We start from the raw sequence: 23,198 nt of genomic DNA, 5'->3' as shown, positions 1-23,198 counted from the left end.
CTGCACCGTCGTCACCTCCAGCGGCTTGCCCGCCGCAATCGCCACCGCTGCCCGTACATCCATCTTTGGTCCCCTGACTTTACGGATTGGAATCGCATCGAAGGGCGGGAGTTTAGGCCGCCGGCCGGGCCGCCGCCACCCCGCGCGGCGCCCCAAATTTGGCCGGGAGAGACTCTTTCGCATGCGGGCGAAAGCGCTATGATGGCGCTGTCATTGTGCCAAGGAGACTGCCGATGGACGACTCGTTGAACCAGGCGCGGATCGATCTCGCCGCGGCCCTGAGGTTGGCGGCCCGCTTCGATCTCAACGAGGGGATCTGCAACCATTTCAGCTATGCCCCGCCGGAGCGTCCGGATGCCTTCCTGGTCAATCCTTTCGGCAAGCACTGGTCGCAGCTGACCGCCAGCGACCTGCTGCTGGTCGACTACGACGGCAAGGTGCTGGAAGGCGGCGGCGAGTTGGAGGCCACGGCCTTCTGCATCCACTCGCGCATCCACAAGGAGCATCCGCGCGCGGCCTGCGTGCTGCACACCCACATGACCTACGCGACGGCGCTGACCTCGCTGGAGGACACGCCGCTGGAGCCGATCAGCCAGAACGCCCTGCGCTACTACAACGACGTCGCCTATGACGGCAGCTACAACGGCATCGCGACGGAGGTCGAGGAAGGCGAGCGGATCGCCGGCGCGCTGGGCGACAAGCGGGTGCTGTTCCTCGCCAACCACGGCGTCATCGTGGTGGGCACCACCATCGCCAAGGCCTTTGAGGATCTCTACTACCTGGAGCGCGCCTGCCAGGTGCAGGTGTTGGCGCACTCGACCGGCCGCCCGCTGCGCCGGGTCAGTGACAACATCGCTGGGGCGACCTTCAAGGACCCGGCCACCGAGCAGCACTATGCCGACGCGCACTTCGCGGCCTTGAAGCGCCTCCTGGACGCCGAAGACCGCAGCTACGTCAGCTAAGGAAAAAGGAAAAGGAATGCATCACAGCCGCCTTGCCTGCCTCGTCATCGACTGCAAGACCGACAACCTCGGCCGCGAGACCGGATTCTGGAGCGACGCTCTCGGCCTGCCGGTGAAGGAGGTGCCCGAGGGCGACCCCGCCTACGCCGTGCTGCAGGAGGCGCCGGGCCAGCCGAAGATCCTGCTGCAGGCGGTGGCGCACGAAAGCCGCGTCCACTTGGACATCGAGACCGACGACATCGAGGCCGAGGTGAAACGCCTGGAGGCACTCGGCGCAAAGCGCATCGGCCTGGTAAAGCGCTGGTGCGTCATGGAGGCCCCCAGCGGCCAGCGCTTCTGCGTGGTAAATCCCCAACGCGACGACTTCCCCGCCGGCGCCAACGAGTGGCCGTGAGAAGGCGGAAGCACACTCCACCTGTCACCCGGGACAAGCGAGCATGAGCGAGCGCGATCCGGGGCCCATGGCAGGCACAAACTCCCGGCATTGCCAAGTTAGCTTGCGGCTTCGGCCCGAGGGCCTTTCGAGGCCAGGCGCCCGGCCACGCGATGGATCCCGGCTCGCGCTCGGCTGATGCCTCCCTTGGCCGGGATGACAATCTGAGTATGCTGCGGCTGCCATGCTTACCTTCCATCAACCCTTTGGGTCTAAGGCTTTAAGGTGGCGGCAGGCAGACCCGGGAAGAGCGCCGGCAGATGAGGAAGTTCCTGATGACCTGGCTTTGGGCGATACTCGGCGGCTATGTCTTCGTCGTCGTGGTCATGTTCCTGGCCCAGCGCAGCCTGATCTATCCGGCGGCGGCGATCACGCCGCGTCTCGAGAGCCATAGACTGCCGGCGCTGCAGGCCATCGAGACCGAGCCGGAGCCGGGCCTGAAGCTGACCCACTGGTATCATCCGCCAGCGGGCGGACCCGAGGGGTCAGGGGAGCCGCTGATCGTGTTCTTCCACGGCAACGGCAGCGATCTCGGCAGCGCGGTCGAGAAGATGCGCCCCTTCATCAAGGCCGGCTTCGGGCTGCTGGCGACCGGCTATCGCGGCTACAGCGGCAACCCCGGCAGGCCGAGCGAGCAGGGGCTCAGCGCCGACGCCCGCTCGGTGCTCGACTGGGTGGCGGCCCAGGGCTACGGGCGCGAGCGCCTGGTCTACTTCGGGGAGTCTCTCGGCACCGCGGTCGCCGTGAAGATGGCGAGCGAGCGGCCGCCCTCGGCCCTGGTGTTGGAGGCGCCGCCCAGTTCCATCGCCGATGTGGCGGCGGCGCACTACTGGTACTTGCCGGTGCGTCTCTTGATCCGCGACCCCTGGGACTCGCTCTCGCGCATCGCCAAGGTGGGCGCGCCGCTGCTGGTGATGCACGGCGAGCGCGATCCGGTCGTGCCGCTGCGCTTTGGCAAGAAGCTCTTCGCGGCGGCGGCCGAGCCCAAGCAGGCGATCTGGCACGCCGAGGCGCTGCACACCAACATCCTGAACTACCCCGACGTGATCGAAGACGTGCTGGCGTTCATCCGGGCGCGGTGACGGCGCGGCGGGGGCGGGGCTATTTCGACGTCGCGACGTAGACGCCGTCCCAGCCCTCCGGCAGGGGCTGGGCGCGCAGGGTTTCGATGCGCCGGCGGTAGAGCCCGACAAGGACCGTCAGATCGAGGAGGGGCAGACGATGTCCTTCAGCCGCCGTCAGCGCCCGGAGCGCGGCGTCCCAATCCTGCCGGCGGTAGGCGGCCAGGGCGGCGCCGATCGATGCCAGGGCGGCGCCGGTCTGGAGGTCCGGCACATCGGCGGCGGGCGCCAGTGCCGCGAAGATCTTCTGGGGTTCGTGTTTGCCCTTCACGCGCAGGATGTCGAGCTCGACGCAGACGACGCTGCCCTCCAGTGCCGCGGCGGTGGCTGCGCCGAGGATGATCTTCGCGCCGTAGGTCGGGCATTGGCCTTCCAGGCGGGAAGCCAGGTTCACCGCATCGCCCAGGACAGAATAGTCGAAGCGCTGCTCGGAACCCATGTTGCCGACCACGCAGAGCCCGCTGTTTATGCCGATTCCGATCTCGATATGAGAGACATGGCCCGTTCCGGCTTCGCATTCGGCCGCGAGCTCGAGGTTCAAGCGGGCGAGGGCGTCCTGCATCGCCAGGGCGGCCCGGCAGGCATGCAAGGCGTGCCGGGCATCGGGCAGCGGCGCATTCCAGAACGCCATGATGGCGTCGCCCATGTACTTGTCGATGGTCCCGCCGCTCGCCAGGATCTCCGCCGACAGCGGCGTCAAGAGCCGGTTCATCAGGCGGGTCAGCTCCTGCGGGCGATCCTGCAGGCGCTCGGAGATCGCGGTGAAGCCGCGCACGTCGCTGAACAGGATGGTCATGTCACGGCTTTCGCCCCCCAGCACCAGGCGGCTCGGGTCGCTGGCCAACTGATCCACCAAGGCCGGCGAGAGGTAGTGATGGAAAGCGCTGCGCACCTGCTGCCGGCGGCTCTCCTCGCGCAGGTAGTTGGCAAAAACCAGAAGCGTGAAGACCGCGGCGGAGCCGGCCAGGGGATAGGCGACGTCGAACAGCATGCCCTGGTGGGTGAACAGCAGCCACGACCCCAGTGACAGGCCGATGGCGACGCAGCCGCCGAGCAGCAGGGTGAAGGCCGCTCCGATCAGCGGAACCAGGGCGATCAACAGCAGTCCTGCCACCGCCAGCAGCAACAGCTCCGCACCCAAAGCGTAGTGCGGCCGCACCAGGACCTGGCCGGAGATGATCGTCTCCAGGACCTGGGCGTGGATCTCGACGCCCGGCACGGCGTCGCGCAGCGGCGATGCCTTGATATCGTGAAGCCCGGCGGCGGAGGTGCCGATCAGCGCCAGTTTGCCGGCCAGACGCTCGGGGCCTACGGCGCCGCTCAGCAGGTCTCGTGCCGATACATAGAGGTCCGGCCTGGGCTGCGAATAATAGACCCAAAGCCTGCCGTTGCGGTCGGTCGGCACCTCGACACCGCCGACCACGAAAGCGCGCACGCCGGCGGCGTCGGTCTTGATGGCGATGGCGTTGCCGCCGGTGGCGACGCGCAGCAGTTCGACCGTCAAGCTCGGCAGGATGCGCTCTTCCACGGCGACGAAAGCGGGAACCTGACGGACCACGCCGTCGCTCGCCGGCACCAGATTGAAAACGGCCCGGCCGGCCGCCGCCGTCTCCAGCAGTTCGATATTCCGCACCACGTCGGGAAAGCGGTACAGATGGGGCGCCGGATTGCCGCCGATGACGGCCAGCTGCATCGGCTTGGGCTCAGCCCGCGGGCCGACGGCCAGCCGGCGGTGGTAGGCGGACTCGCCGAGCACGGCGCGCACGCCGCCGAGGGCCTGGGCGAGCAACGCGTCGTTGTCCGGCAGCCCGCGATCGGCCTCCGCGAAGACAACGTCGAAGGCCACGGCGGCCACGCCCGCATCGCGCAGGCGGTCGACCAGGCGGGCGACTTCGTTGCGCGGCCAGGGCCACTGGCCGATCTCGGCCAGGCTCTCTTCATCGATGTCGATGATCACCACCGGCTGCTGCAGGGATTGGCGCGGCTTGGCCACCTGGTAGAGATCGAAGATCCGCTGGCGCAGAATCTCCAAGGGAGCCGGGTCCCAGACCTGCAGCACCAGCAGCGACAGCAGGAGCGCAAGCGCCAGCGAACGGCTGCGGCCATTGACGTGCAGGTGCCGGTAGAGACGCCGCAGAAACCCGCCGGCAACGGCCACCTGCGGCAAGGCCTGGGTGCTCACGACGCTTCCCCTCCGCCGCTCAGGCGACGGTGGCGATCTCTGCCAGATTCACATCCGCGGCCGAGACGCCTTGCAGCACCGCAAGATAGGCGCCGGTCGATTGCAGGGTAATGACGGCGTCGCCGTCAACGGACTTGCCGAGCGCAATGTCGGCGACGGTCAGCCCGTCGGCGAGGGCGAGGAGGTCGCTGCCCACCTCGAAGTCCTGGATGATGTCGGCGAATGACAGGCTGTCGTGCGCGTCCGCGGCGCGCAGCACGAAGAGGTCGGCCCCGGCGCCGCCGGCCAGGGTGTCGGTGCCGCCCCCGCCGTCCAGCCGATCGGCGCCGTCACCGCCGAGGAAGCTCTCGGCGCCCGCACCGCCGCGGAAGATCACCGAGTTGCCGGCACCGGCACCGTTCAAGATCGTGAGACCCGCGGTGGTGCCGTCGAAGTCGACGGCGAAATCGAAGTCTCTGTCGACGCCGTGGAAGACGTAGGACAGCATCGCGGTGTCGGCGGCCAGGCCGCCGCCGGCGGTGAGGAAGGCGAAGAAGTCGCCGGCGACAGGGTCGTAACCGTCGATCAATGAAAACTCGAGCGTGCCGCCGTCGAGCGTCGCCGCCCCCGCCACCTGGTAGAGGTCGAAGGCGCCGCCGGCGAGACCGCCCAGCTCGATCTCCATGGAGCCGCCGGACATGGCGAAGTCGCCGCCGAAGCTGGCTGTCCCCGGCGAGTTGCCGTTGACGAGGCTGCCGCCCTGGTTGTCGATGTCGCCCACCACGATGCCGCCGTTCTGGATGAACAGGCTGCCCCCGCTGCCGATGTAGATGTCGGTGATGCCGTCGCCCTGGGCGGCGCCCGCCGTCAGCGTGCCGCCGGCGCCGACGGTCACGCTGCCGGTGCCGCCGGCGTCGAAGAGGATCTGGTTGGTCGGAAAGTTGTAGCCCGCCCCGATGACGAGCACGGCGCCGGCATCGAACAGCGAGCCCGGCACACTGTCGCCGCCGACGACAACGGTGCCGGTGCCACCGGTATCGAGGCCGACGAAGGTATAGCCGTTGGCGGCATTTACCACCTGACCTCCGTCGAGCACGATGAGCGTCCCGTCGCCCTCGTCGCCAACGGTAATGAAGGGCAGGTCGTTCGCGTTGCCGCCGTTGGTGACGGTCAGCTCGCTGCCGGCGCCGGTGACCAGCACCGAGCCTTCTCCGCCGGTGTCGGCGCCGATGACGAGCCTTGGGTAGAATCCGGCACTGTCGATCGATACGAGGGCGCCGTTGGTGACCTGAAGCGCGCCGGTTCCCGCACCGCCGATCTGCACGAAGGCGCCGCCGCCTTCGATGAACTGGCCGGCGATGCGCAGCTCGCTGCGGCTGCCCGCGCCTTCATCGCCCGCGCCGACCGCGACCACGCCGATGCTCCCAGCGGTCGTGCCGGCTTCTAGGTAAGTGGCGGAGGCGAGGCCGCCGTCGCTGATCAGCAACTCGCCGGTTCCAGCACCGCCAACGACGAACCCGGCGAAGCTTCCTTCCACCGAGAGGGCGGAGCCTTCGCCGCTGACGAAGATCGCACCGAAGCCTTCGGCGCCTTCTCCCATGGTGACGGTCGCGCTGCCGCCTTCGCCGTCCAGCAGAACGGTGCCGCCGGAAGAGATGGTGAAGATCGAAACCGGGGTGTTGGCGTTGCCCTCGCGGCCGACCGACAGCAGGGCGCCGTTCCCGACGAGGGTCAGTTCGCCGCCGTTCTGCACCATCGCGTTGGCCAATGATCCCGGGCTCGGGCCGATGTCCAGAGTCGGTTCGGACGAGGCTGCGATGCGGAATTCGCCGCCGTCGACGATCAGCGTGCCGCTTTCGCCATCCACCGTTCCCGTGCCGAGAAGCCCGCCCGTCACCTCCAGGCTGCCGCCTGCCAGGTGGAGGCTGTCCAGCACCAGGCTGCCGGTGGAGAAGTCGGCGGCACCGACATTGGGAATGGTGACGCTGGCGCCGGCGGGCGGCACCGCGTTGCCGAGCCAGTTCCCCGGATCGTTCCAGGCGCCGGTGCCGTTGGCATTGGTCCAGACGAAGCCGGAGGCAACGACAAGCGTCACCACCGCCGGCGCGCTGCTGGCGCCCAAGGGGTCGGTGGCGGTGACCGAGAAGCCGGCGGTCTCGTTGTCGCCGCCGTCGTGAACGAAGGTCACCTGTCCGGCAATCACGTCCGCCAGGGTGAAGCTGGTGACGGCGGAGCCGGCCAGCTGGATCTCTCCATCCACCAGGTTCGAGACCGTGAAGGTGATGTCGGCCGGGTCGCTATGGTCGGCATCGAAAGCGGAGAGGATGCTGGTGCTGATGAAGATCGCATCGCCCGGGGCCACGCTGGCCGCCGCGGTAACCACGATGGGTGCGTCGTTGGCGCCGTTCACCGTGACCGTCACGGTCGCGTCGTCGCTGCCGCCGTTGCCGTCGGAGACGGTGTAGGTAAAGCTGTCGGTGGTGCTGTCGCCGCCGCCCAGGCTATCGAAGGCACCGTTGGCGTCATAGCTGAAGCTGCCGTCGCCGTTGAGTGTCAGCAGCGCACCAGAGGCCAGCACGAAGGCGTTGCCGACCGCGCTGGTGCTGCCGTTGACCGCGGTGACCGTCAAGGGATCGCCATCGGGGTCGCTGTCGGTGCCGTTGCCGTTGTCGGCCAGCACGTTGCCGCTGAGGATGGTGTCCTCGTCGGTCGCCAGCGCATCGTCGGCGGCATCCGGCGCGGCGTTCGGCGTCGTGAAGGCGATGCTGGCAGGGGCGGGCGCGCTCGCCGCCTGGCCGTCCCCGACGGAGACGCTGTAGCTGGGCGGCGTGTCATCGCCGTCGTCGACGAAGACCACCTGGCCGGCGGTGACCTGCGCCTGGGTGAAGCTGGTGACCGCGACGCCGGCATTGCCGAGCAGCTCGAACTGTCCGCCGGTCACGGCGCTCACCGTGAAGACCAGGCTGGCTGCGGGGTCGTCGGAATCGGTGGCACTGAGATCGCCCGCGCCCAGCACCACGGTCTGGCCTTCGATGACGTTCAGGCTGTTGTTGACCAGCACCGGGGCATCGTTCTCGGCGGCAATGCCGATCTGCAGGACCTTGGTGGCGGAGACGCCGCCATTCGGATCGCTCACCCGCAGGGTGACGCTGGCCTGCGTGGTTTCGCCGCCGTCATGAGCAAAGAACACGCGCCCGGCATTCACGTCGGCCTGGGTAAAGCTCGTGACCGCCTGGACGCTTTCGCCGTTGCTCAGCAGCACCACGCCGTTGGTGGCGCCGGTCACGGTATAGACGAGTTGCGCCGGATCGGCGGTCTCGGCGTCGCTGGCCGAGAGGTTGGCGGCGCCGAGCGGCACCACGGCACCCTCCGTGCCGGCGGCATCGGCGGCCGTGAAGTCCGGCGGCGTGTTGGCCGGAGGCGTCGGGCCGGGTGGCGGCGAACCCGGCGGCGGTGAACCCGGGGGCGGCGGCGGCGCGTCGTCCTGGGTATTGGAAGAAACGCCCCCGGGTGGGGGTGGTGGCGTCCCTGGGCTGCCGGTCGAGGGCAAGGCACCGCTGGAGGCGCCGCCGAGGTTGCCGCCGGCGGAGCCGCCGACGTTGGCGGTGTTGGCGACGGCCTCGGTCTGCAGGCCGCCGCCAAAACCGCTGCCGCTGCTCGGCACGGAACTGCCGCCGTCGCCGGTCTGATTGGGCCCGGCGGCGGTTTCGATGACCGGCGCGTCCTGGAACGGGCCGGGCTGCTGCGGGCTCGGGCCGGAGTCCTGCAGGGCCTGCAGCACGTCGCCCTGCAGGGCGCCTTCCTGCTGCTCGGCGGGGCTCGCGTCGTCGTTCTGTTCCTCATCGCGGCCCAGGGCGCGTTGCAGCGCGACCGCGCGGGAAAGCGGCCGGCCGAAAGCGTTCAGGATATCCTGGCTGGAGGCGACCCGCGGCACGCCCGGATCGGCGTTGATGCTGCGGATCTCGAGGTAGTGGTTCGCCAGTGAGAACAGCGCGTTGCCGGCATTGTTGCTGAACAGGAAGCTGCCGGTTTCGCCGGTCTCCGGGTTGGTCAGATTGGCAATCGCCGTGCGGCCGCCCAGGGTGGCGATCTCGACGCCGACCGTGGTGCCGCGGATGCCGATGACGCCGACCGGCGTCTCCACCTCCAGGCCGCCGCTGGGGGCCACCTGTCCGGTCACGAACACGAAGGTGCCCTGGATCAGGGAGACGCCCATCGAATTGGCCGTGCTGCCCGGATTGTAGACCAACTCGTTGATGATCATCCGCGAAGCGGCGGAAAGCGAAAAGATCGTCTCGTCGATGAAGACGATGCCGAGTTCCGAGCCGACGCCGGTGGCGACCACGTCGCCCTGGAAGATCGGGTCGCCCTCGTGCAGATCGGCGCGGCTGCCGTCCGGCCGCTGGACGCGGGCCGTGCCGTTCAACAAATGGACTTCGCCGATCGGCTGGGGCAGCGGCACGGCGCCGGCCTGGGCATAGCCCTGCAGCGTGTCCGGGATCGCCAGCGCCTCGACGGTTTCCGGCAGCAGGCGCGCACCCTCTGCGGTCTCAAGCGGTGGCGGCGGGTCCTGGGCGAAGTAGCCGGGCAGCTGGATTTCGCTGCCGTCGGCACCGCGCAGGATCAGGTCGTCGCCGACGCGAACGAACTCCGCTGTGAAGAGAAAATCGGCATCGAGGACAATGCCTTGATGCCCGAGTGTTTCGACAGCCTCGATGCCGCCGAAAAGACCTTCAGGTACCTCAACCGTTTTGGCCATGGCCCGTCTTCTTCATGCCGACACACATCGAAGGCCCGGCCGATTCCGCGCTGCGGATCGGCCGGGCCTTAGACGTTGATGTTAGGGATGATCCCCCGTGTCCCGTTACTTCACATTAGCAGAGGAGTTAAGAAGAGGTAAGCGCAATGAATAGTTAACACTTCGGAGACGGTGACGTCGCCAAGTTGCTTGGGCTGGTTACTTGCCTTTGCCGCAACTTTTAATTGCAGACGTAAGCAGGCCGCCGAGGGGCGGGGCCGGGACAGGCCGGCGTCGCCCGCTGTCCCGCGGCCCGAAGACCTACGAACTTTCAAACAGCCACGCCTTGGCCGCTTCGACGTCGGAGAAACCCCGAACCCTGCCGTCCGTAATCCTTCCCAGGGCGGAGGAGGCGGAACCGAAGACGTCGTAACCGCGTGGCGCGCCTTGGTACGTGGGCACCACGACGGCTTCCCGCTGCAGGCCGGCGGCGATGGCTCGCGGGAACACCGTTTCGGCCAGCCAGGCCTCGGAATGGAAAAAGGCGCTGTTGAGGAAGCGCAGATCGGCGAGCCAGAAAATGTAGTTCCCGGTCTCGAAGCGTTCGCAGATGAATTCCAGAACCTGGCGAAACTCCGCCTCGGTACCGAATCCGCCGAGCCAGGTATCGGTGATGAGCCTGTGGAGCGGGTTGTGCCCGACGATTGCGTAGGCGTTGCCCTCCGTCGTGCGGAACACACGCAGGTCCTCCACCGAGAACGTCGCCTTGACATCGTCCCTCGTCCTAGCCGCGCGCAAAGCCGCCATACGGCAACCTCCAGATATGGCTCGTCAGGGTCTTCATGGTAATCTACAGCTTCGTCGCGGCCAATACGGCAACGGAGGCGGTGACGGGGCGGCGTTCAGACGGACGCCTGCCTGTCGGTCGACCAGCGGCCCAGGGCCGAGGCGAGTTCGGCGGATTCCAGCGGCAGATGGATCACTTCGCGCACGCCTGCCCGAGCCAGGCGCGGGGCGTTGAAGGCCTTGACTGAAGTGGTCGCCACAAGGATGGGCAACTGAGGGGCCAGCTGCAGGAGCCGGCCGGCGAGGTCGAGCACCGCGGCGGACTTGCGCCCGTTGTTGCAGAGAAGGGCGGCGTCGAAGCGCTTGGGCGCGGCCGCGCAGGCCGCCAGGGCGGCGCCCGGATCGGCGAAGCCAATCGGCTCGTAGCCCAGGGCTGCCAGCATTTCCTCGTGCCACAGCAGCTGATTCGGATCGCTGTCAATGAGCAGCACCGTCTCCGCGGTATCCTTCCTCTGCGGCAGCGGCCGGGTTGAGGATGCTGCGGCCCCGTCGCTGGGCATGGCCGGCAGCCAGGTGTCGACGCGGGTGCCGGCGCCGGGCGTGCTCTGCACCGAGATGGCACCGTCGTGCTGACGCACGATTTCGCGCACCGTCGCGAGGCCGAGGCCGTTTCCGTCGTGCCGGGTGGTGAAGAAAGGATCGAAAATCCGCTCCTGGGTCGCCTCGGTCATGCCACGGCCGGGGTCGATCACCGACACCACCAAGTAGCGACCTGGGGCAAGCTCGTCCTGCCCGACCCGCTTGGAAGACCCCAGCACTTTTGCCTGCAGCGAGATGACGATCTCGCCGGCCCTGTCCATAGACTGGGCGGCATTGTTGCACAGGTTCAGCAGGACCTGCTGAAGCTGGGCGGGCTCGCCCAGAACCGGAATCTCTTCCGGGGTGGTGTAGAGCCGCAGCTGGATTTCCGGCGGCAGTGTTGCCTTCAGCATCGCCTGGGTCTCTGCGATCACCGCGCGCAGGCAGACGATCTCTTTCTTCACGTCGCTGCGCCGACCGAAGGCGAGGATCTGATCGACGATATCACGGGCGCGCTCGCCTGCGCGGCGGATCTCCGAGAGGTTGTCGTTCAAGCCGCTCGCCGGCCCGGCATGAGCGAAGGCCATTTCCGTATGGCCGAGGATCGCGCCGATGATGTTGTTGAAGTTGTGAGCGATACCGCTGGCGAGAGAACCAATGGTCTCCATCCGGCGTGCCCGCTGAAGTACGGTCTCGAGACGGACCTTTTCGCGCTCCAGCAGATCGCGCTCGAGGGCGCTGGCGATGGCCTCAAAGGCCATGCGAAAGAGGCCGCAGCTGTGGGGGGAGAAAGGGTTGCGGTTGCGCAGAATGTCGAAGCCGAGCAGCGGACCCGGGTTCTGCAGGCTGACGGTGCCCAGCCAGTGGCGCACACCCGCCTCGGCCAGGGCCGCCTCGACGCGCGTCTCTGGCCCCGATGCCGGAACGGAGGCCCGCAGGACACCCTCGGGCGTGGGGGAGATCGCCTCCGGCAGGGCCAGGGCGCGCAGGGGCCAGCCCGCCGGGAAGCGGCCATCGCGGGACCAGCGGAAGATGCGCGGACTCTCGCCGGGAACAATGAAGTAGGCGCGTTCCGCAAGGAGACAGTGGGCCAGCTCGCGTAGTGCCGTCTCCACATGCGACGCGACGTCGTTGCCCGCCGAGTTGAGGGCGCGGGTCGAGAAGTCGGCGATGACGTGCTCGATGTTGGCGCGGCGGCGCAGCGTCCGGGCTTGGCCCTGGAGCTGAATGCCGAGCAGGATCAGCAGGACGGCGAGCAGCACAGAAGTGCCGTAGAGCAGCAGGCGGAAGAGGTTGGCGGCCGCGTCCGTCTCAGTGGCATGGGCGCGCACCAGCGTGGCGAGCTTCTTCTGCTGGAATTCGGAACTTTGCATGACGATGGATTTCAGGATGTTGTCGGTCTGCGGCAGCACCACCTGAAGCAGCTTGGCATGGGACGTCAGCGCCTCGACCGTCCTGGCCTCGTCGGCCGGCAGGTTCTCGATGCGCAGTTCCGTGATCTTGCGCTCCACTGCCTCTGCCGCGGGCGGCGAGGTGTCCAGCGTAAACCGCAGCATCGCGGTGGCCAGGCCGCTGACTTCCTGGATCAGGGCCGCATCGCGGCCGGGCTTGTTGAGCCGGGTGCTGAACAGATTGAAATGTGTAAGCGAATTCTGCAGCAGAGAATTCTGACTCTTGAACTTCTCGGTCAGCACCTCCTTGCGATTGACGATGTCGTGCAGCGGGGCCAGCGTCCGTTTGCGATCGAAGCCGGCCGGCAGGCGCCGGGAAATTCGGTCGATGGCGGCCCGCATGGCGGCGATCTCTTCCACAAGGGGATCATAGCTGCGCAGCATGCCCGCGCGCGCGGCGAGCACGTCACGGTGCAGCCCGCTTTCCGCGGTGGCAAAGGCATCGATCTCGCGGAACAGCGCGTCCGACTGGTCGTTGGAGCTGGTCATGCCTCGCACCGCGAGCCAGGTCAGCAGGAAGAAGAGCGAAACGGCACCGCCGATCGTCTGGGCAATGGTCATTGCGGTGTCCTGACGTCGCGTTCCTCATAGGTCCCAGTCAGGCTGCGCAGAAAGGCGACGATGTCGTCGGTCTGCGCCTCCGTGAGGGTCGAGTTGAGCTGTGCGATGCCCATGCGCCGCACGGCGTCGTGCAGATCCGGTGAGCTGCCGTCGTGAAAGTAGGGCGCCGTGGCGGCGACATTGCGCAGGCTTGGCACCCGCAAGACCTCAGGTGTCGGCGAGGCGAGCGGATGAAAGATGCCGTGGCGCTGAAACAGGTTGCCGCCGATGTTCACCCCCTGGTGGCAGGAGATGCAACCGAGTGACTTGAACAGCGCATAGCCGCGCTGCTCCTGCTGATCCAGAGCGTCGTCGGCACCGGCCAGCCAGCGGTCGAAGCGGCTGCCCGGTGTCAGCAGTTGGCGCTGGAAGTCTCCCAGTGCGCGCAGCAGCGAGGCCGTGTCGGGCGGGTGGCCGAATGCCGCGCGGAAACGGCTTACCATCGCCGGATCGGACGCCAGCTTCGCGATCACCTCGTCGAAGGTGGTGCCCATGATGCGCGGATTGGTGAGGGAGGCGGCCGCCTGCTCCTCGAGACTGCGGAAGTTGCCCTCCCAGCTGAGCCGGAAGCTGAGGGCCGCATTGAAGACCGTGAGGCTGTTGAGCGGCAGCGGGCTTCCGTCCAGGCCTTCGTCCAGGACAGCGGCGGTTGCGCCATTGGTAGCCAGGTCGTGACAGGAATTGCAGCTCACTTTGTCGCCTTTAGACAGCCGCGGATCGCGGAACAGCAGCTCGCCCAGGCTGACGACCAGCGGGTCCGCCGGCACGGGCAGCGGCAGCGGCTGGATCGGTTCGTCGCTGCGCGGCAGGACGGGCGCGGACTCCGTTGACGAGGGCGCCGACGAGAATCGCGCCGGGTAGGGCAGAGCCATGAGAGGGACGGCCAGGAGAATCGCCAGGGCGAACCTGGCGAAGCCGTCGCCGGCGCTTGCGACGGCGCCGGCGACGTGCCGGAAGAGCATGATCAGGAGTCTACCGCCTCCAGCGTCCGTGTCTCACGAGATGGGGGATCTCAGCACGATGCGTGATGCCGATGTCGCGGAGCGATCTGTCGTCGAGCTGCTCCAGGAAACGGATGTTGCGGGCGTAGGTGACTTCATTCCGGCACGCGTTCAAGAAGCGCAGCAAGAGGCCACGCAGGCTTTTCCCGCGGCCTCTGGCTGCGCGCGCCGGAAACAGGATGAGAGGCGCGCTGCGGCGGGCCGGCGTTGCCCCAGCGTGGTTCAGCCCCGCGGGCTGACGCGGGTCGTGCAGAACGGTGAGGCAATCGCACCGGGGAAACGCGGCGCCCCAGGGACCCCGTGTCCGTTCGGACTTTGCAGAGTTCTGAGAATTGGTTTTCATCGATCGCATAAGAATCTCCTAAGTATGAATGAGGAGATTCTGGGTCTGCAGGGCTACGGTTCGATCACCGGGCAGGAAATTGAGGTTACGCCGGTAGCGCTTTCTGTGACGAAAAAGGCGCCGGGCGGCAGGAACTTGGCAGAAGTACGACAGGTCCTAGAACGGTTCCACGGGCAGGGCGAAGATGTATCCGACACCGCGCTCGGTCTTGATGACCTGGGGCGTTCGGGAGTCGGGCTCCAGCTTACGTCGTAATCGCAGTACCTGGACGTCAATGCTGCGGTCGAACACATCTTCGTGTATCCGGGTGGCCTGGAGCAGCTGTTCACGGGAAAGTGGGCGCTGCGGCGCGCCGAGGAAGGCCAACAGAAGAGCGTACTCACCCTTGGTGAGGGCCACGACGTTTCCACCGGGATCTGTCAGGCGTCTCTGGCGGCGCTCCAACATCCAGCCGGCGAAGCGGTAGCCGCCGCGCTCGGGATCGCGGTTGCGCAGGGTGCGTCCCATCTCCTGTCGCCGCCAGACGGCGCGAACCCGCGCAAGCAGTTCATGCAAACTGAAAGGCTTGGTGATGTAGTCGTCGGCGCCCAGTTCGAGCCCGACGACGCGGTCGATTTCCTCGCGCCTATGCCCTGTGGTGATGATAATCGGAACGTCGGACTGGGCGCGAATTTCGCGCAGGAGATCGAGACCATTCTCCTGACCCAGGTGCAGGTCGAGGATGATGATGGCGGGATTGCCGTTGGCGAGATGACGCCGCAGTTCGTTGCGATTCGCCGCGGCGACGGAATGAAGGGCGTTCTCCCGGAAGAACGAAGTAACCATGTGCCGCATGGCGGGGTCGTCATCGACGATGACCGCGTGGCCGGCGGTGGCGGTGGCCTCTGAACAGTCGGACACTATGGGGAACGCCGACGAGCCGGAAGCAGAAGACGCTTCGTTTTCCGCATGCTTATCGTAAGGACCCATGACACCCTTTGCCCAAGTTGATCCGATTGGATGTTCTTCGCGCCGCAGCATATGGGACAGTTCCGCAGACAATTCAACGCGCAAATAGGGGCTGTCGGCGGAGCGCCTTATCCGCGCCGCACGACGGGATTTGCAAGAGCGAATTGTGGGACGGGTTCACATCGCCGTGACCGCCAGAGGTCTGCGACGCGCGCCGCCTCGTCGGCTCCGTGAAATCATTCGCAGGAGTATGATGAGCGCTATTGCTACAGCTGTAGCATTGCGGTCTTCCCGCGAAATCCAGGGGTAGCGTGCTGGCCACAGGCTGCCGTCAGGACGTTGGCGGCATGGGGAGGTCCATATTGCGCAGAGTGATCAAGAGGTCCGCCGCCATCGCTCCCGCCGCAATGGAAGGTGCCGCATGCCGCGCTTGCAACGGCCTAACGGACCGCTGCTCCACCCAATGCCGCCAGCGCTTCCGGCGTGTCGATGTCCAACAGCACGGCGTCGTCGTCCATCGGTACTTCGCAGACCACCTCGGCGTGTTCGCCGATCAGGGCGCGGGCGCCGGTGTCGCCGGCGATCTCTTGCATCTCGGCGAAGAAGCGCCGCGCGAAGAGCACCGGGTTGCCGCGCTTGCCCTGCCAGGTCGGCACGCAGATGGCGCGGCCCTCGGTGGGATTGAAGGCGGCGATGAGTCGGTTGATCACCGCAGGCGAGACGCGCGGCATGTCGCCGAGGCAGACCAGCACGCCGTCCACAGGGACGCCCTCGGGGCCTTCCGGCAGCGCGGCGAGGCCGCGGCGCAGCGAGGACGACAGGCCGCTCGCATAATCCGGGTTGTGGGTGAGCGTGAAGCCGTTTTTCGGCAGGACAGCTTCGACCGCGGCATAGTCGTGGCCGGTCACCACGGCCAGCGGGCGAGCCTGCGACGCCTGCAGGCTTTCCATTACGTGGCTCACCATCGGCTTGCCGTCGACGCTGGCCAGCAGCTTGTTCACCGCGCCCATGCGGCGCGACTGCCCGGCGGCCAGCACGATGGCGGCGATGCGCGGCGCGCGCGGGGCGGTGTGGGCTGTTCCGGCTGCCTCGACCGCCTCGGCGCGGGGCAGGGGGCGGCTGGCGATCTCCTTCAACAAGCCTCCGGCGCCCAGGCGCATGATGTCCGCGGGTGCGACCGACAGGCCGGCGACGAGCCGCTGCAGCACCCAGTCGAAGCCGTTCACCTTGGGCGAGCGCGCGCAGCCGGGCAGGCCGACTACCGGACGCCCCTCCAAAGTTCCGAGCAGCATGAGGTTGCCGGGGTCGACCGGCATGCCGAAATGGTCGACCGTCCCGCCTGCGGCCTCCAGCGCCGCGGGCAGCACGTCGCGGCGGTCGACGATGGCCGAGGCGCCGGACATCAGCAGAATGTCGCAGCCTTCGGCGGCCAGCGCGGTGAGTTCGCGGGCGACCGCCGCGCTGTCGTGCGGGCAGCGCCGCTCGACGGCGGCGGGGCAGCCGAGGCTGGCGAGGCGACGGTCCATCACGTCGCGCGTCTTGTCGAGAATGCTTTGCTTGGTGCTGCGCAGGTGCGTCTGCACCAGACCGACCTTGCGGGCGGCCAGCGGCGCGACGCTCAGCAGCGGGTCGCCGTCGCGCGCAACGGCGAGACAGGCATCGATCGCCGAGCGTGTCACGGCGAAGGGAATGATCTTGATGGTCGCCGCCATCTGGTGCGGCTCGACCAGGTCGTAGGGCGTCAGGGTTGCTAGGGTGATCGACTCGTCGACCAGGTTGAAGGCGTCGATGCGGGCGCGCTCGGCGACCAGCACGCCGCGGTCCGCCACCAACAGGTTGCAGCGGCCGGTGAAGCTGGCGCTGGCGGTGAGCTTCGCGCCGCAGAGCGCGGCGGCGAGTTCGGTGGCGGCGGCATCCTCGTGGACGTCGCCGGCTTCCAGCCGCGCGGCGACGATCTCGGCGATGCCGGCGGCGCGCAGAACGGCGATATCCTCCGAAGAGAGGCGGCGGCCTTTCTTGAAGGCGAAGCCCGCGCCGCGCAGCGAGTGCGCGAGGATGCAGTCCGCCGCCTTGTCGACCGGGAGGAGGCCGAAGTGCATTACTCGGCTGCTTCCTGGCGGACCAGCGGGGGCACGCGGTGCAGCACCTGCGTGATCTCGGCCATGATCGAGACGGCGATCTCCGCCGGGCTCTTGGCGCCGATGGCCAGGCCGATGGGTGCGTGGATGCGCGCCAGCGCCTCGACGCTGACGCCTTCGTCGCTCAGCCGCTCGACGCGCCGGGCGTGGGTCTTGCGGCTGCCCAGCGCGCCGACGTAGAAGGCCGTCGTCTTGAGCACGACGCGCAGGGCCGGGTCGTCCAGCTTGGGATCGTGGGTCAGCACCACCACGGCGCTGCGGTGATCCGGCGCCAGGGCCTCCATCGCCTCGTCGGGCCAGTCGTCGACCAGGCGCACCGAGGGAAACCGCTCGGCGTTGGCCCAGGCCTTGCGCGGGTCGATCACCACCACCTCGTAGCCGGCGATCTGCGCCATCGGCACCAGCGCCTGGGAGATGTGCACGGCGCCGACGATGAGGAGCCGCAGGGGCGGATTGTAGACGTGGACGAAGAGGTTGGAGTACTCCGGCAAGGGGCCGCTGCGGTCGGCGCTGACGGCCCCGGCGACATCGGCGAGCTGCGCCGCGGTGAGCGGCAGGTCGCCCGTCGTCTTGCCGTCCACCTGCAGCAGCTGGCGGCCATCGGTAAGGTCGGTGACGAGGGCGGCCGGGCGCTTGTCTGCCCGGGCCTGCTGCAGCCGGTCGAGAATCTGGCGCTTCATTCGACGCGCTCGACGAAGACCTTGACGGTACCGCCGCACGCCAGGCCGACATCCCAGGCCTGCTCGTCGGTGACGCCGAACTCCAGCAGCTTGGGCGGCGCGCCGGCCATGATCGCCTGCGCCTCGTGCACCACGGCGCCCTCGATGCAGCCGCCGGAGACCGAGCCCTGCAGGCGCAGGCCGTCATCGACGATCAGCTGGCTGCCGACCGGGCGGGGCGAGGAGCCCCAGGTCTGCACTACAGTCGCCACGGCCACATCGTGGCCTTCGTCGCGCCATCGCGCCGCCTCGGCCAGGAGGTCCTCAGTCTGCGTCAGCTTGCTTTGCGCCATTGCGTCATTCCTTCTGCGCGCCGGGCCGCCGGGCGGCTGATGACCGCCGCCAGGTCGCCCAGGCTTTCAAGGTTGTGCACCGTCCTGAAGTCGTCGACATGAGGGACCAGCGCCTTCGCCCCCAAAGACTTGGGCTGATAGCCCTCGTAACGCAAGAGCGGGTTCAGCCAGATCAGCCGCCGGCAGGACTTGTGCAGGCGCTCCACCTCGGCCTCCAGGCCCGCGGCATTGTCGCGGTCGAGGCCGTCGGAAATCAGCAGCACCACCGCGCCCTGGCCCAGCACGCGGCGTGCCCAGGTGACGTTGAAGTCGTGCAGACAGGCCCCCATCCGGGTGCCGCCGGACCAGTCCACCACGGTCTCTGCGACGTTCTCAACGGCCACGTCCACGTCCTTGTGGCGCAGGTGGCGGGTGATGTTGGTGAGCCGGGTGCCGAACACGAAGGTGTGGACGCGGTCGCGGTCGTTGGTGACCGCGTGCATGAAGTGCAGCAGCATGCGCGAGTAGCGGCTCATGGAACCGGAGATGTCGCAGAGCACCACCAGCGGCGGATGGCGGCGGCGCGGCTTCTTGAAGCGCAGTGGTATGGTGTCGCCGCCCTGGCGCAGGGCCGCGCGCAGGGTCGCGCGCAGGTCGGCCTTGGCGCCGCCGCCGGGGCGGAAGCGCCGCGTCGGCGCCTCCATGATCGGCAGGCGCATCGACTGGATCGCCTGCCGGGCCTCGGCCAGCTCAGCGGCCGACATCTTCTCGAAGTCGATGCTCTGCAGAACCTCCTTGCTGGAGAAGGTGAGGGCGGCGTCGATCTCCTGCTTTTCCTCCTGCTCGTCGGGCTCCTGGTTGTCGCCACCCTTGGGACGCAAGGCGTCGGTCAGGCGCCGGCTCAACTCGTCGGCGTCGTCCGGGCGCTGTCCGGCGAGCGGCGTGATGTCGGGCAGCAGCAGCGCCATCATGCGCTGCAGGATCTCCGGGTTGCGCCAGAACACGTGGAAGGCCTGGTCGAAGACCTCCTGCTGGTCGCGCCGGTTCACGAAGACGGCGTGCAGTGTCCAGTAGAAATCGTCGCGCCGGCCGATCCCCACCGCCTCGACGGCCTTCAGCGCGTCCAGCACCTTGCCGGGCCCGAGCGGCAGGCCGGCGGCGCGCAGGGTGCGGGCGAAATAGAGGATGTTCTCGGCCATGCGCCCCTGGTCCCGGAGAGCCGGGTGCGGGGGCGTGTCGGCTGGGGTGTCTTTCGGCCGGTCGCTCATGGCGGGGATGATAGCGCGGCCGGTGCGCCGCGCCCAGAGGGGCCGTCGGTCGCATTAGGACAGCTAATCTCAACAATGAGGAGATGTCGTTTGTCCGCGGCGCCGCAAGGGGGCATTTCAATGCTCAGGAGATGACAGCGGACCGTGCCCGGAAGCCCCGGCAGGTCCTTGCCGGAACAGGAGAATGACCATGTCGACGACCAATTGCCCCTCGATCGGACCCCGGGATGGCTTGCGCCGGGACAACCTGATCCCACCGGCGGTGACGCATGGCCGCCTGGCCTTCAAGATCGCCGTCGGGGCCCTGCTCGGCCTTCTGCTGGCGATTGCCGGCAACCTGGAAGGCGAGCCGGCCGGGCCGGTCGAGCGCCTGACGCTGCCGCAGGTGGAGCCCGCGCCGGCGCCGGTCTTCGACGGCCACGGCAAGTGGGGCGGCTACGCCCGCTGACTGCCCCCAGAAGCACCTGTCGCGGAACGCTGGCTGTCTATTCGGCCGGCGTTCCTGCGTAGCGGGGCAGCTCGCCGCTCTTCAGGCGGCTCCAGTAGGAGGTCAGCTCCCGCTTGACCACCGGGAAGAGGATGTAGAGGCCGATGATGTTGGCGATCGACATCGCGAAGATGGCCGAGTCCGAGAAATCGACCACCGGGCCCAGGTTCATCGAGGCGCCGATCACCACGAAGATGCAGAAGATCAGCTTGAACAGCAGGTCCATCGAACGGCTCTCGCCGAACAGGTAGGTCCAGCACTTGGCCCCGTAGTACGACCACGACAGCATGGTCGAGAAGGCGAAGAGGATCACCGCCAGCGCCAGCACGTAGGGGAACCAGGAGAACGCACTCTCGAAGGCCATGGAGGTGAGCTCGACGCCGCTCATGCCGCCGCCGGCGGTGTAGGCGCCGGTGATGACGATGACCAGGGCGGTCATGGTGCAGATCACGATGGTGTCGATGAAGGGCTCGTGCAGGGCGACCAGGCCCTCGGTGATCGGCTCCTTGGTGCGCACCGCCGAGTGGGCGATGGAGGCCGAGCCGATGCCCGCCTCGTTTGAAAAGGCGGCGCGGCGGAACCCCTGGATCAGCGCGCCGACGAAGCCGCCGGCAACGCCCTCGGGGCTGAAGGCACCGCCGAAGATGGCGGCGACGGCGCCCGGCACCATGTCGTAGTTCACGACAATGATCACCAGGGCGGCGGTGCAGTAGACGATCGCCATGAAGGGGACGATTTTCTCGGTCACCTTGGCGATGGACTGGATGCCGCCGATGATGACGGCGCCGACCAGCACGGCGACGATGAGACCGAACAGCCAGCCCTTGTCGGCCATGAAGCTGGCCTCGCCGCCGGTCACGTTCACGAACTGCTGGAACGACTGGTTGGCCTGGAACATGTTGCCGCCGCCGAGCGAGCCGGCGATGCAGCACACGGCGAAGAACACCGCGAGGAACTTGCCGAGCCCCGCCATGTTCTTTTCGGCGAGGCCCTTGCTGAGATAGTACATGGGGCCGCCCGAAACCGTGCCGTCGGGATACTCGTTGCGGTATTTAACCCCCAGGGTGCACTCGGCGAACTTCAGCGACATGCCGAGGAAGCCGGCGAGAATCATCCAGAAAGTCGCGCCCGGCCCGCCGATCGACACGGCGATGGCAACGCCCGCGATGTTTCCCAGGCCGACCGTTCCCGACAGCGCCGTCGCCAGCGCCTGGAAGTGCGAGACCTCGCCGGCGTCCTTCGGATCGGAGTAGTCGCCCTTCACCAGGTCGATGGCGTGGCGGAAGGCGCGCACCGAGATGAAGTTGAAATAAACGGTGGCGAAGGCGGCGGCGACGACCAGCCAGACGACGATCAGCGGCAGCCCGATCTCGTCGGTAATCGGCAGCGAGTAGAAGATGACTCCCGCGATGACGTCGGTCACCGGCGAGACCGCCTGGTTGATGCGCGCGTCGAGGGTCATGGCCGCGCCGCCGTCCTGTGCGCGCGCGGACGACGCGAGCACCGCGATCACCAGTGCCGGCAGGCCGGCAACAAGGGCAGATAGGGGTATTCTCATGGGAAACCTCACTGCTTTCTGGTTGGCGCCGCGCTCTGCGTCGCGGTTCTGTATCAGGTCAAGGTCTTCGAGCGGCACCTCTCATCACGGAATGACGGTGACCGGAACCGGAGAAACCTGCACGAGACTGCTGGCCACGCTGCCGAACAGCAGGGCCTGCAGCTTCGACAGGCCGCGGCGGCCGATGATGATCTGGCTGGCGCCGTGTTCCTTGGCGATCTGGTTCAGCACCTCGACCGCGTGGCCGTGGCGCACGACCCCCTCCGCGCCGACCCCGGCTTTCTTCAGTTCTTCAACGACAGGGTGAAGCACGTCGCTCTCGGCGCGCGCGATCTCTTCCTCGCGCCGCTTGTGGCGGACTTCGTTTTCCTGGGCTGTGTTGAAGGTGTAGGGCGACCACTCGATCACATACGCCACGATCAGCCGGGCGTTGCTTTTCTTTGCGAGTTCCGCTGCGAACTTCGCGGCGCGTGTTCCCCCCTCGCTGCCGTCGATGCCGACGAGCATGGTATCCGTCATTTCCCCGCCTTCCGCCGGGGCGCAGAACGCTGACGCTCAACCGCCCGGCATTCTCTTGCTTTTCGTTGCAGCCAGAACGATTGCACGAAAGCGGACTAAACGCCAGAGTTAGGTATCTGGAAGTTTTGCATAGGGGGAAGCCGGCGACGCCGCCGGGGCCAGTCAGGCAAGGCTGTGGGCTACGGCAGCCTTCACTTCGTTGAGGAGGCGGGCCGCCTCGCTGCCCTGGATCTTGGCGATGTCGTCCTGGTACTTCAGCAGCACGCCGAGGGTGTCGTCGATGGCCTGGGGGTCGAGCGCGACCTTGTCGAGCTGGGTCAGCGCGTCGGCCCAGTCGAGGGTCTCGGCGATGCCCGGCGCCTTGAACAGATCTTCGTCGCGCAGCGCCTGCACGAAGCCGACGATCTGGTGCGACAGCGTGGCGGAGACCTGCGGCGCCTTCACCTGCAGAATCTCCAGTTCGCGCGCTGCCGAGGGATAGTCGACCCAGTGATAGAAGCAGCGCCGCTTCAGCGCGTCGTGGATCTCGCGCGTGCGGTTGGAGGTTACGATGACGACCGGCGGCTCGGCGGCCTTGATGGTGCCGAGCTCGGGAATGGTGATCTGGAAGTCGGAGAGCACCTCCAAGAGGAAAGCCTCGAACGGCTCGTCGGTGCGGTCCAGTTCGTCGATCAGCAGCACCGGCGCGCCCTGCGCATCGGGCCTCAAGGCCTGCAGCAGCGGCCGTTCGATGAGGAAGCGCTCGTCGAAAATATCGCCGCTCAGCTTCTCACGGTCGTGCTCGCCGGCGGCCTCGGCGACGCGGATCTCGACCATCTGGCGCGGGTAGTTCCACTCGTAGACCGCGGCGGAGACGTCGAGGCCTTCGTAGCACTGCAGGCGCACGAGGCGGCGGCCCAGGGTCTCGGCCAGCACCTTGGCAATCTCCGTCTTGCCGACGCCGGCCTCGCCTTCCAGGAACAGCGGACGCCCCAGCTTCAGGGCGAGGTACAGCACCGTTGCCAAGTTGCGCTCGCCGATGTAGCGGCCGCGCGCCAGCAGCGCCAGAGTTTCGTCAACGGAGGAGGGAAGCGGGGCCTTGGCGGCCATAGAGGACAAACTCGCTCGGGTCGTG

The 23,198-nt window shown here is 67.6% G+C and carries 18 protein-coding genes; 4 read left to right on the top strand and 14 right to left on the bottom strand.

From position 1 onward, the window contains the following. Nucleotides 1–233: 233 nt before the first annotated feature. The 3 genes from WDC82_RS23600 to WDC82_RS23590 all read left to right on the top strand — a co-directional run bounded on the left by WDC82_RS23600 (nt 234) and on the right by WDC82_RS23590 (nt 2,477). Nucleotides 234–962: an aldolase gene (locus WDC82_RS23600; protein ID WP_340119878.1), complete on the top strand. Its 729-nt coding sequence runs from the start codon at nt 234–236 to the stop codon at nt 960–962. Nucleotides 963–978: 16 nt separating this feature from the next. Next, nucleotides 979–1,356, top strand: coding sequence for a VOC family protein (locus WDC82_RS23595; protein ID WP_340119877.1), 378 nt, complete (start codon nt 979–981; stop codon nt 1,354–1,356). Between the two features lie 314 nt (nt 1,357–1,670). Further along, a complete protein-coding gene (locus WDC82_RS23590; RefSeq protein ID WP_340119876.1) occupies nt 1,671–2,477 on the top strand; it encodes an alpha/beta hydrolase in 807 nt (268 codons plus the stop codon). Between the two features lie 19 nt (nt 2,478–2,496). On the opposite strand, the gene WDC82_RS23585 is transcribed toward WDC82_RS23590, so the two are convergent. The 11 genes from WDC82_RS23585 to WDC82_RS23540 form a co-directional block, all read right to left on the bottom strand. Further along, nucleotides 2,497–4,698: an adenylate/guanylate cyclase domain-containing protein gene (locus WDC82_RS23585; RefSeq protein ID WP_340119875.1), complete on the bottom strand. Its 2,202-nt coding sequence runs from the start codon at nt 4,696–4,698 to the stop codon at nt 2,497–2,499. A 19-nt stretch (nt 4,699–4,717) separates the two neighbouring features. Continuing rightward, nucleotides 4,718–9,436, bottom strand: coding sequence for a cadherin-like domain-containing protein (locus tag WDC82_RS23580; RefSeq protein ID WP_340119874.1), 4,719 nt, complete (start codon nt 9,434–9,436; stop codon nt 4,718–4,720). Between the two features lie 300 nt (nt 9,437–9,736). After that, nucleotides 9,737–10,222, bottom strand: a complete 486-nt coding sequence (locus tag WDC82_RS23575; RefSeq protein ID WP_340119873.1) for a hypothetical protein — start codon at nt 10,220–10,222, stop codon at nt 9,737–9,739. Between the two features lie 95 nt (nt 10,223–10,317). Next, complete coding sequence (locus WDC82_RS23570; protein ID WP_340119872.1) at nt 10,318–12,792, bottom strand: two-component system VirA-like sensor kinase; 2,475 nt, start codon at nt 12,790–12,792, stop codon at nt 10,318–10,320. Then, on the bottom strand, nt 12,789–13,793 hold the full coding sequence (locus WDC82_RS23565) for a cytochrome c peroxidase (RefSeq protein WP_340119871.1): 1,005 nt from the start codon (nt 13,791–13,793) through the stop codon (nt 12,789–12,791). Before WDC82_RS23565 ends, WDC82_RS23570 begins: the two co-directional genes overlap by 4 nt. Nucleotides 13,794–13,803: 10 nt before the next feature. Beyond that, nucleotides 13,804–14,175 carry a DUF1127 domain-containing protein gene (locus WDC82_RS25220; RefSeq protein ID WP_367576135.1) on the bottom strand — a complete coding sequence of 124 codons (372 nt, stop codon included), beginning with the start codon at nt 14,173–14,175 and terminating at the stop codon, nt 13,804–13,806. A gap of 156 nt (nt 14,176–14,331) precedes the next feature. Next, nucleotides 14,332–15,195 carry a response regulator gene (locus WDC82_RS23560; RefSeq protein WP_340119870.1) on the bottom strand — a complete coding sequence of 288 codons (864 nt, stop codon included), beginning with the start codon at nt 15,193–15,195 and terminating at the stop codon, nt 14,332–14,334. Between the two features lie 368 nt (nt 15,196–15,563). Continuing rightward, nucleotides 15,564–17,222 carry a molybdopterin-binding/glycosyltransferase family 2 protein gene (locus WDC82_RS23555; RefSeq protein WP_340119869.1) on the bottom strand — a complete coding sequence of 553 codons (1,659 nt, stop codon included), beginning with the start codon at nt 17,220–17,222 and terminating at the stop codon, nt 15,564–15,566. Next, entirely contained in the window at nt 17,222–17,941 is a 720-nt protein-coding gene (locus WDC82_RS23550) for an XdhC family protein (RefSeq protein ID WP_340119868.1), read from the bottom strand. Before WDC82_RS23550 ends, WDC82_RS23555 begins: the two co-directional genes overlap by 1 nt. Next, nucleotides 17,938–18,273: an XdhC family protein gene (locus WDC82_RS23545; protein WP_340119867.1), complete on the bottom strand. Its 336-nt coding sequence runs from the start codon at nt 18,271–18,273 to the stop codon at nt 17,938–17,940. The genes WDC82_RS23550 and WDC82_RS23545 overlap by 4 nt, the downstream gene beginning before the upstream one ends. Further along, the gene (locus WDC82_RS23540; protein ID WP_340119866.1) at nt 18,255–19,451 is read right to left on the bottom strand and encodes a VWA domain-containing protein; all 1,197 of its coding nucleotides are present in this window, start codon (nt 19,449–19,451) and stop codon (nt 18,255–18,257) included. The genes WDC82_RS23545 and WDC82_RS23540 overlap by 19 nt, the downstream gene beginning before the upstream one ends. Nucleotides 19,452–19,710: 259 nt before the next feature. Between WDC82_RS23540 and WDC82_RS23535 the strand changes: the two genes are divergently transcribed. Continuing rightward, nucleotides 19,711–19,968: a hypothetical protein gene (locus WDC82_RS23535; protein ID WP_340119865.1), complete on the top strand. Its 258-nt coding sequence runs from the start codon at nt 19,711–19,713 to the stop codon at nt 19,966–19,968. 37 nt (nt 19,969–20,005) lie between these two features. Here WDC82_RS23535 and WDC82_RS23530 read toward each other — a convergent pair whose 3' ends face one another. From WDC82_RS23530 to WDC82_RS23520, 3 genes are all read right to left on the bottom strand, one after another. Then, the gene (locus WDC82_RS23530; protein ID WP_340119864.1) at nt 20,006–21,565 is read right to left on the bottom strand and encodes an alanine/glycine:cation symporter family protein; all 1,560 of its coding nucleotides are present in this window, start codon (nt 21,563–21,565) and stop codon (nt 20,006–20,008) included. Nucleotides 21,566–21,649: 84 nt separating this feature from the next. After that, nucleotides 21,650–22,084 (bottom strand): universal stress protein, encoded by a 435-nt coding sequence (locus WDC82_RS23525; protein WP_340119863.1) that lies wholly within the window; start codon nt 22,082–22,084, stop codon nt 21,650–21,652. 162 nt (nt 22,085–22,246) lie between these two features. After that, nucleotides 22,247–23,173, bottom strand: a complete 927-nt coding sequence (locus WDC82_RS23520) for a MoxR family ATPase (protein ID WP_340119862.1) — start codon at nt 23,171–23,173, stop codon at nt 22,247–22,249. Between the last annotated feature and the right edge of the window lie 25 nt (nt 23,174–23,198).

Origin of the sequence: Pelagibius sp. 7325, assembly GCF_037652055.1 — a bacterium.
Classification (GTDB): Bacteria; Pseudomonadota; Alphaproteobacteria; order Kiloniellales; family Kiloniellaceae; genus Pelagibius.
Note: the sequence above shows the minus strand (reverse complement) of the source record. Positions and strands in the feature narration are given on the sequence as shown.